Here is a 12,516-nt window from a genome sequence, read left to right on the forward strand (position 1 = left end):
GCCCAAGAAGCCATCATCATGAAGATCACCCGACAACTCGACGAGGCACCCCGCACGGCGTTAACTTGGGAAGCACTTTGGCAAGGCCCCGATAAAGGCATCATCGCCTGCTGGGAGCGCGGCCTGGAGAAGCGCCAAGAGACCCCTTCGATGGCTGTACGCGCTCTTGCGGGAGAACTGCCTGTGTTGCCGTGGAAGGGGGGAGTTGACAAGCCGATCAAGGGCGAAAAGTTCGGCACCCACTTCTATCTCGCCATGTGGCAGGGGTTACGCGGTGAAAAGCTAGAGATCGACACAAATAGAGAGGTGACCATCGTGTGCTCGAAAACTAATGTACCCGTTACCTACACTTCGGACCAGAACAAGTACGCCAACGCTGTCTAAGGAAAACACATGCTAAACATCTATCAGCGGCAAGCAGCCTCGTTCCGAAACGAACTGCGAACTTCTTGTGGCGCACTTGTGGGCATAGTTCAGGGATTGATGGCAGATGAACAACTCAACGATCAAGAGATAAGGTTCTTGCACGGGTGGCTGAAGGAGGCCCAAGCCCTGACCCTTACTTGGCCATGCACGGTTATCTGCGCCCAGGTGTCAGCTATCCTTGAGGACGGCATCATCACGGAGGAGGAGCGTGATCACCTCGCAGAGACTCTCCGACAGTTGGTTGGGGGGAAATTGGATGAGGTTGCGGATGCAGGCTATGTCAGCAAATTACCGCTCGACCGCGTGGACACTGTCGAAGTCTCTGGAAAGATGTTCTGCTTCACCGGAGATTTTGTGTTTGGACCCCGAAAGAACTGCGAAAAAGCCATAGAACTGCGCGGCGGCTCCATCGGAGGGGTCACGAAGAAACTTCACTGTTTGGTCGTGGGTGGCCTTGGTAGTCCAGAATGGAAGCATGGCAGCTTCGGCGCCAAAATCGAGAGAGCTATTCAGCACAAACAGGCAGGTGTTCCGCTCTTGATCGTTCACGAGGACGTCTGGGCCGGGTCATTGCATGGATGATTCTGCGTTTTATCTTCAACTTATTCTCGAGCCCACGCGGCAACGCACCACCGAAGCAGGTGCATATTCCGGTCTACTTGACCATCTGTGCCGGTATTCGTTGACCAGCAGCCCTAAAAGTTCTGGTCTTGACCATGTGGACTACTGACTTACACGGCAGAGCGACTTGGATCTATCGGTCAAGCAATAAACATTTGCTTAGATGGCAGAATGCGGCCATGAGCGGACGCTCACGAACGTCTGCTCACCGTATGTTTTTCGCGCGCCGCGACACCTGGATCGGCAAGTGCGTTTTATCCCCACCTAAGCAAGATGATCGTTCGGCGGAAGAGCGGCAATGAGGCAGTCAAGCAGGGTGAGGCTCTGTACAAAAGTATCGACGAGTGCGACTGTGGAAGTGCGTTCGCCTTGCAGCAACTTTGCGGCGGCATCTGCAAGAGGAATTTCACCTCGTAGACCGGCCTCCATGAAGTTCAGCCCCTCCTCCCTGAAATCATCTGGAAGCATTAGGTTGCCCCAGTCCGCTCTGGCCTTGTCGAGTGTGTCCAAGACCGCCTGATACGTCCGCTCTTCTTCGGGCGTCCTTCCCTTCTTGCTGTTCCAGTAGGCGTCGATTCCCTGGAGCTCCGCTAAAGGGTTCGTGAGGCGAGTGAAGGAATTCACTAACCCCAACGGCGCCACCCCTACTCTCGCAATGGAACACCATGGTTGCGCTTCCTCGGGAGGAAGCACGGGAAAGAGCGTGTCGAAGCCATACGTGGCGAGATTCGTCAACCCGAGCCCGTGCATAACGGGCAGGATACAAATCTTGCGACCGTCGTCGACGGCCGCGCGCCAAGTTGGCCAAATCTCTGCCACAACGACCGTCGTTCCATCGGTATTCAACGGCACGGTGACCAGCACGTCAGCCGGTGGCCATACGGCGGGTATCGCGGCGTCGGCCAACAGGTGAACACCAATGCCTTCACTGACAGCACAAAGCTCAGCCCTCAGCCTAGCCTCCAAAGCCCTGAACTCAGCTTCGCGATACTGGCATGCGGCCTGTCCGGCCTTGTCAAACGCGGTGCCTTTCGTAGCAGTTTTTCTAAGGTGCGTGACGAAAGGTGAACGACCTCTTCTATGCGCTTCACCGGCCATTGCCTGAAAGGCTTCGACGATGCGATAAAGCTCACCCAACTCCTTCGGTGGCTCGGGCGACAACACTTCCCAAGGCTCCTCTGCTTGAGCTGTCGAGATGCTTTTCAGAAGGTCGCCAAGCCAGCCCAGATAGGCGGGAGCACCTTCTGGAAGCTCATAGAACCTTCGGATGAGGTTTGTGGAGCAATCAGACAGAATTGACTGCAATCTGGACCACCTCTTCTGCTCGTCTGCGGTTTGTTCCTCCTGCGGTGCGACCAAAATTTGACTGCGCTCGTAGACGCGCCCCAAAGCTTCTATGGCGGCCGGTTCTGTCTTGCCCCTAAACTGGCCATCTAGTAACAACTTCAGGTTCCGTTTGACGATCCGAATAAGATCAAGGCATTCCGCCAAGTAAGCCGTGTAACTCTCGAGAGCAAGCTGCGCATTGAGTATGGCCAGCCATTCACGATTGCGAGTCACCTGTGCAGGCGAAGGTAGGTTTTCTCTGGGTATTCTCTTGCTTACAAGGGGGTAGTCTCCGACCATAGACCGAAACACTGTGCCGTCCGCGCCTAGCGCATCGCTCGAGACCACGTCAGCGATTGGCGTCAGTGCCAGTAGAACTTCGCACGTCCGCACCACCTCTTTGTTGACGTCAGTCTGGACAGACGTGGCAACAAACCACACGTTGGACCGAACTTCTTGCCCCTCCTCACAGGGGGTCAGGCTCGGGACGTTAGCCCAAGAGACGTGTTCGGAAAATCGCTGGAACATGGCAGCCTGACCGATGGCATCGACCCAGCCTATCGCCAAGGGCCTATCGACCCGCGCGGCCACCTCAAGCAACGAAACCACGTCTGGAAAATTAGCAGCAGTGAGCGGCGGGGTCAGCCGGGCGAATTCCGATAGATGCTGCGACGGAATGACTTGGCCCAGCAGCGCCGTAAGGCATTGGGTCAAGTCTCGAACGTCGACAGCGGCCTCCAGAACTCGTCGCAGATCGCTCGGGGCTAACCGCGCAAGGAAGCGGGCTGTCAAGCCTGCGGCGACAACTTCAGACCGAATCGTCGTGAAGCGACGGCATGCCGGCACCGTCGGTCCGATGTCTGGGGGCTCAACTTCTCCAATCGCAAGGCCGGCGGGCATCCCTTGCAGCGACTTCGGCACGGCCAGGGCTTCCGGGCTCTCCCGCCACAAGCGGATGACCCGATGTGCGTTTGCACGGTCCAAACCTGTCAGGGTCGAGCTAAACAACGCCGGGGTAGGCGCTGCTTCCAGACGAAGCGCAAGAGCTTCAAGCACTGCCTCGTCGCACCCATCATGCTTTGAGAGAGTGCGCTCCAGGAACCGAGCCAATTCACCTGTCGGAACAAGCCACGTTGCCGATGCGGCGGTCGCTGACAACAACGGCGGCGGGAACTCATGAGACAGGTGGAGCAGTTTTGTTGATCTCAGCTCGTGCAGACCAACGATTCGCCCGTCGCTTGTATCCTGCACCAAGTGCTCATCCTTCAGCCTCGTAAGCGCGTTTGACACCGCCGACGGGGGCTTGCCCAAGATCTGAGGCAACTGCGCGATTTCGGCACTGCAGCCGGTTGCGTTCGCGCACGCCACGACCCTCAAAACGTCCAGTTCATCGTGTCGAGCGAAGTCGTTCATCCTGACTGCAACCTGAGTGTGCAGCGTTTCGCTCAATCGGCGCCCCTGAGTGAGCACGTGTGTGTACTCAAGCAAGTGCCCAGTGGCCAGGTTCCAAGGCTCTCTCCAGCCTTGCCAAGAGGTTTGCCCCCTATCCCGCAGTTCCCGCCACACCCGTTCAGCCAGGGTGTCGTCACCCAGAACCTTCACCTGCGCGGCGCGATGGCTATCCACCAGCGGATATCGGTCTTCCTCTCTCACGGACGCCAGCAATAGCAGCCCAGGATTACGGCTAACCTCTGCAGCCAGTGCCGTCCAGCCGTCCGAGAACCCTCTTCCCACGTCATCGACGATGAATCCCACCGGCGCGTCGGCTGTTGCCCGCCTGGAGCGGGCTAGCTGCAGCAGCGACGGCACTGCGGTCGGTGGCAGTTGACGAACTCGAAACCAACGGACCGCATGGCGGCTGGCGTAGGCGGCCTCCCAAAGGACCGCAGACTTCCCGGAGCCCGAGGCACCGTGAATGAGCGCGTTGCGTCGCCCCTCTAAGCCGGCCAGAACTGCCGAGCGCAGCTCTGGGCGCTCAACGACAAGCCCTGCAGCGACATGCGAGGCCTGTGCATCGACGCCAAGATAGAAGAGTGGGTCCTCGTCCGGTGTGAGGAAGTCAACCGCTTCGCAATAGCCTGCTGTCAGCGCCGCTTCGACGACTGCGGCGGTCAACAGGGGCTGCACCGCGTCTAGGCGATGCTGGACGTCGGACACGGCAATGCCCTGGAACGTCCCTTGCGCACGCATGCCGTTGTCGTCAGAGACTCGTCCCACCAGGCTCAAGAGGTCCGAAAAATAGATCTCGGCCTCAAAGTGCGTGCAGCCTTGACGAGGCGAGATTAGGCTAATCGCACCGGACCGAGGATCCGGTAGCACGAGAATTTTGGTTCTCCCGACCATCGTCGCGAGCGACTTGCGGCCCTTCAACTCAGCAACAACGTTTGGGTAGGCGGACAGATATTGAAGCTGCTCAACCGCGCTGCGTCGTTCGCCGACATTGCTTTCAAGCACCAGCAGGAAGTGGTCATCAGGGGCCACACCCTTCGCGTCCCACATCTTCTTGACGAAGGTGGCAGCCGCACGGGCGGTGAACGGGCCAAGGTGGTCACGACGCGACTTAACTTGCGCCAGGGTTCTAGAGTCGCTCGTTCTCAGTTCAAGGTCGTCGCCTCCTTCCGGCACGACCACCCCGTACTCCGATTGACCAACGAACCCTTGCACGGAGAGGTGCACCGCCACAGCGTCCTGATATCGGAATCCTCTTCCGGCGTGAGACCCGGCTCTTGTCGACAAATCAGACCTCCCTGTGTGACGGCGCCTGCGGCGCTGTTTATTCTTCCGGCCGATCAAACTTTTTCTAATTATGAGCGCGGCTGAATGACTGGTCCGGGATGCTAAGCGACCGTCAGCCCTCGCTAGGCCAGATGACAACTTGCGGAGGTCGCCGTCATCCGCCGCTCACGGCCGAATGTCGCAGACCAGCCTGCTTATCAGTGCTTTACTTGCGGCTCACTTTCACCGAAAAATCAAACGCTAGCGACCGCTTTGCGGTAGCAAGATTGGCGATTTCAAGGTCTGCAGTGGGCCCGAAGCGGAAGTTGGCAATCAGAGGCGGCCTGCAAAACGGACCGCAACCCGATTGATCGTTTAGCTGAGGGGTGTCCAATCAAGCGCTTAGGCATCACCATCATTGGACTCAAAGTACCATCGCCACACAACTGCGTTGGCGTTCATTTCCTCTACGACCTCTCCAGCCGTAACGACTACAAGCCTGTGGCCGTAGACATCCTGAAAGCCAAAAGAGCACATTGCTAGACCTGTTCCGGATGCATGGCGGATTTCGTGATATCCCTTGTTCCAGAAGTACTGGCCATTACCGTACTGCATGTCGAAGTTACTGCCGTGACTCCAATGGCTCAAACACGGCTGCCAACCTGAACTTACAAGGAGTTCTCGAGCTTCGTCGTAGGTTAGGTGCGCAATTCTGGGGATCGGTGTATGAGTTTCAGATGCCGCTTGCGGGAAAAACTCGGAACCGGGAATGCCAGCAAGTTCGCGGGTCGTACGTTGCTCTGCTAATACCCTCCATTCTGCAAGGGCACTTACGGTGTACTGAGTAGTGTCACTGTCGATTAGTTTTGCGCAACTTTGGCAGAGCCAAATCCCCTTGTCGGTGGACGCGCGCTCGAACCGTGTGAGTGACGGTTCGAATCTTGGACCTCCAGGGGAGGCCGCCGTTATATGGCTAGCGACACCAATGTTCACGAATCGCGAGGGCTCCGAGTGTGGTCCGCACGTGAGTGCCCGGCATGTTGGATTCGAGCAGTGGTAGGCCACCCTACGTGCAAGAGTTTCCTTTGCTGGTTGAGAGAATTCTGTTCGGGGCATGGTTTATGCGCGGTTTTCCACAGCGAGTCGTCATCGCTCTTGTGGTTCTGAGCCCGTCGCATGCTGACGAAAATTCTCCCGAGAGAGAACGGCATCCGACCACGCCGAGGCTGAGCCAGCACTAACAGTGCGACGGATGACACCCCCTTCGGGATAGGAAACATGGTGCATGAGGACAGGGTAACGCGACGGCCCACCGGGCCTGCTATTCAGGCGCGAATGCAGGATAAATGTTCCCTCCCAGCCCGCGTAGTAACCGGCTAAACCGCGTAGAACCTCAAGCTCAGACTCCAGAGACAACCGATGTGACGGAACATGCTCATGGAAAAGCTGGTCAAACTTACCCTCGTTGTACCGCTGAACCCGAAAGCATTTATCACCCGCTCGAAGATCGGGGCAGAGGTTCTTCCCGGAGTCCATGCTTTCAGGAACGGTCAAGCTCATTGCGCCACTCACAATCCCAGAGCGTGTTGAACTGCGGCCATAGCGCGCAGCGGAAAGAAACTACCCCGCCGGGGTAACCGGCGTTGTATCCGCATATGGCAAACAGTATTAAGTGTTGCGATGGGAAGTCCGAGCATTTCATCAATTCACTTGAAAAAGGGCGAGATGATGATTATCACCATAGGAGTCGTTATCACAAGACGTCGTTGCTGTCGGTGGCGTCGAACAAATTGTTTGGAAGGTAGGATGACCAAGACATCATCCGTTAAAGTCAGCGGGTTGCGAAGTTTGCCGGGAGCTGAACTGCACACACACTTTGGAGGCTAAGTTGGCGTTGCGCTTGGATTTCACTGGCATTCGAGAACACCAGCGCACCCAGATGGGTGGCTTTGAAGAGCTCTGCTGTCAGCTGGCTGCCTTGGAGGACCCGGCCGAAGGCTCACGGTTCGTTCGCAAAGGGCCCGGGGCGGACCAGGGCTTGGAGTGCTACCGCACTCACGCGGACGGGCGCCAGATTGGCTGGCAGGCCAAGTTCTTCATCAACGGGTTACCGACATACTCCGAAGCGGCCACACGCGGCGCAGTCGGCAGCCTGATCGTCTTCGGCCCGCGTTGTGAGCGGAGCGTGTATTGCGCGTCGAATTTATGACTAGATCGATAGAATGGGCATGCCTCGCAGCTGCTCGCGTTGCACAAGCCCGAGAGAATACAATCCAAGATGACCTTCGAAACAAACTGGTTGCAATGGTCCTTCGAGCGTTCAAGCCGTCAATTTCGCATCTACGTAGTCGAGCCGAAGGCTTACGCGCCGAAAGGACACGGCGAAGTGTTCGATGCGGTGTTGCGTGACTTCTTCGATACGGCCTCTGGCCAGGCCGTAGTGGGTGATGTCTCTGCCGCCATTCGCGAACCTGTAGAGGCAGATTTAATTGTTTTCCCAGAAGCATTTCTGGCGGCCGAGGATCTCGTCCGGGCGATGGAGGGGTTTGCACGGCTGGGCTTTCAGTGCTGTGTGCACGTCGGGTTGCGACCCGACTTGGAAAACACCAATCACTTGTTTTCCCTTCAAGACATCGAGAGCTTGCTGAAGGAGCTCAAAGGCATTCAAGGTCTACACACAGATGATCTCAATGGTTTTGAAGCGTGGTTTAAGACGCAGAAACGTGGAAGCCACTTCAATCTGGGTTGCATGTTTTTGGTCGAACCCAAGGGTGGCGTGCGGGTATGCCTCCATCCCAAAGCGGTTCGCGCTGGCGTTGAATATAGCGCGCTAACCGATGCCCACATGACAGAAGCCAACCTGCTCAGCTTGGTGACGCTCGTTCCACCGAACAGCAGATATATGTCTGTCACGATTCAGCCTTTGATTTGTTCTGACGCCTTGTCATTGCCGACTGATTCGATGATTCCAAATCCTATCAGGGCATTCGTCGATAGCAGCGCGGCTCATTTTCCGAAGCTTCCCGCAGATCATGTCGACATCGTGTCGTTATCGTTGTGCACACCGGTTGGCGAGGTTGCTCATGGGAAAGGAAAGCGGCGACGATGGAAGCCCGAATTCGAGTCGGCGTTTTTGGACGCTGGAAAGCGGGACGATTGCTTCAGGCATCATTTTGCGAGCTTTGTCATGGCAAATTTTGATGAAATAGGCCCTCAAAAGGGCGGATTGTCCGGTGCTTGTATGCCCGTTCCATTTCCTGCAGGTTCATATCCAGAGGGAGTGTCAATGTGGTCTTATGGGAAACATGAATACGATTCGGCGGACGGATGGAAATGCGTTGCCGGATTCGGAATAGACAGCGCGGATAACGGCGCCGCATCCAAGGACAGTAAAAATCGTCCTAACCTTGTTTGTCTTGATGACGTGAGTGAATCGGCACCGCATGTCGCAAGGGCCCTGGGTTTTACCCTGCCGCGCCTGGTTCGAGACAACCCGGTCGGTGGAAGGTTTCCTGGCCTGACGAAGCTCGATGTGCGCGCGGTACGCGATGAGACAATGAATGCCACTGAGCAGGGCTAAACAAGGGATTTTGAAAATGGTCACGGACCCCCTATTGGTATCTGTCATGAAGTTTGAGAGCAACTGGTTGCCCTGGATCGCCCTGAGGCATTTCTTGCCCGCTTCGAGTATTCGCTCGCTATGTGCGACGATGGTCCATGGAATGAGTGGTGGTCGACTTTCGCTCGAAGACCTTGTCGACGAGCGGCTCGGGGGTGGTAACGCCTCTATGGAAACCTGGCTTGTCCGTCCGAGAGTTTGTTCTACGCAACTAGCCAGCCATCTGCAACAGTACGTGCAGCGAATCGTATGGCAGAACGACGAAGAGACATGGTTCGCAAATGAGCCGTTACAGAAAGAGGCAGCACTCCCGCTTACGGCGCTGCAGTTCGCGTTCAATCTGGGAGGGTGCGACCTGCTTTCCGATATCAAAGCACTTCCGAAGGATGAGTACGTTCAGGCTGAGTTGAAAGCAGTGTACGAAGCAATTTCAGTATGCGCTCTCCATTTGGACAAATCGAGTGCATCAGAGATCGACTATTTTCTCAAAGATATAGATATGGTTCTGACCGACGTCAGCTCTCACCTCCGGATTGCGACGCTTAAACATCTTGGTGACCTTTTCTGTGATCGAGATCGGTGGAAGATGGCTGCAAGCCTATATGAGCAGGCGAAGGCAGAACTCGAGAAGCTTGCAGAGCCAGATAAGCTGAGCGACTTTGCTTTGACAATGAGGGCTTCGATCAATCAATCGCTGGCCGCCTCTGCGACTATCACTGATGGGTACGGGACGGGGCAAAAAATGCTGGCGGATCTGCTGAACGATCCTCTTGGCGAGCAGATGATGGTGTTAGCTAATGCCGGAATAGACGAATACGTCGCCCGGGTTCGTTCGAGTGACGATATCTTTCAAGAAGATACACGCAGCGCAACACTGATTGCTCCACTGCTCGCTGGGGCGCATACGACTGAGAACGCGTTCGCGTCGTGGAGGGCAAAGAAGTTCTCCACAGCAGAGGCCTGGTTTTGGTCGACGCTCCGCCGCCAGACTGCGCTTGGTCTACTTACAGCGAGCAAAACGACCAAGGGGCATTTCGCGTCCTGCCTGATCGACGATTTGATGTCGCGTAAATCTTACGATGCTGCGACATTCAAGCTCGCTATCAGCTTGCTCATTGAGGGTGAAAGCTCGAATTGGGCGAAGGAAGTGCGATGGTCCGAGGATTTGCTTGACGCGTGCGTGGATGACACGTTGTGTCAATTTGTCATTCACCACGCAGAGGCTCATGCGGGTGTGCGCAAGCATCGTCGAGCTGTCGCCATAGCGCTTTTTGCCGAATGGGCACGCAATATTGGTGCGGGACGTGGCACTCTTGCTACTTTGATGCTTGAGTACCTAATCCGCCTCGGCTCAGATTCGAACTCCAATTTTCGCAAGGATGACGCTGACTTCCAGACATGCTTTGAGGCCGTTCTTGATGTTTGTAAACGTCGTCCTGAATTTCGCTTTGGTATCCGAGATGAATTGGCGAGTGTTCTTGCTCGGCGTATCGGCGGCACCGGTTACTGGACGGGGGAGGACATCGCATTGCGGCTGGCAGCGGAGTGCGCTCCTGTCTTTACAGATGAAGGTCTCAAGCACGTGGTAGGCGCTGCAGTGGCGCTGCTGAGGAATACACACCCATCAGATGGAAATTGGGTGATTGTGAAGCCAGCGATCCGTCTGCTCGGTGAAGAGTGCGTTGGGGACCTCGCTGTCCGTGACGGCGAACTCGGTAGCGAAATGGTGCGGGAAGTCCTCAAATTCAACGGTGGCGACAGCGATGGAACATACGCCGCCGATATCATCTTTGCACTAAATCGTTATCCTCCCGTCTTGTTGCATGCCCAGGGCGTCGAAGATCAATACAAACCGCTAGTCAAACAGGCACTTGAGAAGGCTTCTGCGATCAATTCGAGCAACGCCGTAAATAACATGATGGCGTTACTGGTTGCTCCAAGAGTGGCCGGGAAGGAGGCAATTGCCCTCGTGCTTGAAATTTTGGGCAAGATTCTCGATTCAGGGGTGAATGGCAAGTCTGCGTTGAGTTTCGGCCCGGCGTACACGCCAGTCAGGTACCTAGTTGCATACCGCACTGATATATGCAGAGAATCAGGTATGCCGGTCGAAGATTTTGATCGTTCGCTCGCCGAGTTATCTGGACAGCTACAAAGGGTCTGGCATACGGCGATTGAGCATCCATCGATATTTGCGCCCCTCGCAATTTTGCGCAAGCAGGCCGCAGAACCCGCTATCGTGCACAATTGGGTCATTGCGTCACTCGAACTCGCAGAGTCCGTAGGCCAGTCAGAGGCCATGGTGGCAACGCTTGAAGCAGCGAGGGCTCAGAAGCAACTCAGTGATGGCATATCACTTGCATTTGCGACAAGACATGCGAGCGGGGCACGAGGGGATATTGACGTGGAATTCATGTCAACTGAATCTCGTGGGGCTTTCTATGCGGCGATCGGCAGACGATTATCAGCCTTGCAGGGCAATGCGGACCGGCGCTTTACAACAGATCTTTTCAAAAATACGCTCCGTCATGGACCTCGGCAGGTCGATGCCGCTGTGTTTGCGTCGATTTCTCCACGGGATGTCGATCACTTGACGAGTCTGATCCAGGAGTTGGAAGACTACAAGGCGCGTATCGGCGAGAATCGCGAACTGTCGCTTACCTTGGCGCCGCTGTTGGATCGCTGGAAACAGGCGGTGCAAGCTTGATCGACGCACCTTGGCTCACTGTTGAGGTTTTGAGAGTTAGGGGTTCTTGTCGCCCATACCGCTGCTTGGTGCCTATTCCGGTCTAACTTGATCATCTGTGCCGGTAATCGTTGACCAGCAGCCCTAAAAGTTCTGGTCTTGACCATGTTGACTACTGACTTACACGGCAGAGCGACTCGGTTCTATCGGTCAAGCAATAAACATTTGCTTAGATGGCAGAATGCGGCTAGAAGCCGTCTATCGATAGAGACCGCTTTAAGGTATGGCAACGCTCGGAGAAGGCCGTCGACTTCTTTCGGCGAAAAGTAACAAGACCGGCGCTAGGTATGACACGAGTTGATCACGCCGAATGTCGCAGTGCACACAACAACTTCGATCCTTTAGGAACGCTGCTTTGAAGGCGTGCATTTTTTCGGCGTTAGTCGTGCTCTCAGCGTTTAATGCGTTCTGGGTGCCAACTGGTTGCCGAGCATCGACCGCATCGCAGGCGATCGAGTCGAGCATGGAGCTTTTCGGCACAGTTCGGCGCATCCCGAGGGTCGGCAGGGATTCATGTAAAAAACCGCAGAAACAAGCTTAAGTCCTTGTCCATGCTTGGGTTTTTGTGAACTCAACCAACTCACATTTGATAACTCACCATTATCCAATGTGACAAGTCAATATCTACCACTTGCTGTTGAGACGCCGGTGGTATGAAATTTCGTATTACATACCACGGTACGATTGCCATTGCTCACGTAAGCCAAGGGTTTACGAGCGCTACGCCCGTATCGACAAAGTCTGACACGTTGCGTGTCACCACTGTAAAGCTGTGCTCAATCGCCGTTGCAGCGATCATTGCGTCACGCTCTGAGCGTGGATCGGGTACATGCAATGAAGCGCATACCGGCGCGGTGTTCTCGGTGAATGGCAGGATTCGGCCAGCGAACGCCACACGCACTCCAGTAAGCCAGGTTCGCAGCGCACTACCCTGAGGCGGCATGCGTCGCTCCAGCGCCTGGATGCCTATTTCCAACTCAAGGAGGGTGATGGCGGACAGGAAAAGCTTGCTGCTCGGCTGCCCTGCGGCCCAGGCCCGCACCTCGGCAGATTGATGGGGCTTGCC

At 55.8% G+C, this 12,516-nt stretch carries 6 protein-coding genes; 4 read left to right on the forward strand and 2 right to left on the reverse strand.

All coding sequences use genetic code 11. From position 1 onward, the window contains the following. Nucleotides 1-18: 18 nt before the first annotated feature. Together B7G53_RS06110 and B7G53_RS06115 are read left to right on the forward strand one after the other, a co-directional pair. Nucleotides 19-384: a hypothetical protein gene (locus B7G53_RS06110; protein WP_096665075.1), complete on the forward strand. Its 366-nt coding sequence runs from the start codon at nucleotides 19-21 to the stop codon at nucleotides 382-384. A 9-nt stretch (nucleotides 385-393) separates the two neighbouring features. Beyond that, nucleotides 394-1,008, forward strand: a complete 615-nt coding sequence (locus B7G53_RS06115; RefSeq protein ID WP_096665078.1) for a BRCT domain-containing protein — start codon at nucleotides 394-396, stop codon at nucleotides 1,006-1,008. Nucleotides 1,009-1,311: 303 nt separating this feature from the next. On the opposite strand, the gene B7G53_RS06120 is transcribed toward B7G53_RS06115, so the two are convergent. Continuing rightward, nucleotides 1,312-5,055 carry an ATP-binding protein gene (locus B7G53_RS06120; RefSeq protein WP_096665081.1) on the reverse strand — a complete coding sequence of 1,248 codons (3,744 nt, stop codon included), beginning with the start codon at nucleotides 5,053-5,055 and terminating at the stop codon, nucleotides 1,312-1,314. A 2,311-nt stretch (nucleotides 5,056-7,366) separates the two neighbouring features. On the opposite strand from B7G53_RS06120, the gene B7G53_RS06130 reads away from it, so the two are divergent. Both B7G53_RS06130 and B7G53_RS06135 read left to right on the forward strand, forming a co-directional pair. Further along, nucleotides 7,367-8,668: a hypothetical protein gene (locus tag B7G53_RS06130; RefSeq protein ID WP_096665087.1), complete on the forward strand. Its 1,302-nt coding sequence runs from the start codon at nucleotides 7,367-7,369 to the stop codon at nucleotides 8,666-8,668. Next, on the forward strand, nucleotides 8,649-11,411 hold the full coding sequence (locus B7G53_RS06135) for a hypothetical protein (protein WP_096665090.1): 2,763 nt from the start codon (nucleotides 8,649-8,651) through the stop codon (nucleotides 11,409-11,411). Before B7G53_RS06130 ends, B7G53_RS06135 begins: the two co-directional genes overlap by 20 nt. 733 nt (nucleotides 11,412-12,144) lie before the next feature. Here the strand turns inward: B7G53_RS06135 and B7G53_RS06140 are convergent. Then, nucleotides 12,145-12,516, reverse strand: a 372-nt coding sequence (locus tag B7G53_RS06140) for a type II toxin-antitoxin system VapC family toxin (RefSeq protein WP_141396299.1), incomplete at its 5' end; no start/stop codon positions are given.

The organism is Polaromonas sp. AET17H-212 (assembly GCF_002379085.1).
GTDB lineage: Bacteria > Pseudomonadota > Gammaproteobacteria > Burkholderiales > Burkholderiaceae_C > Polaromonas.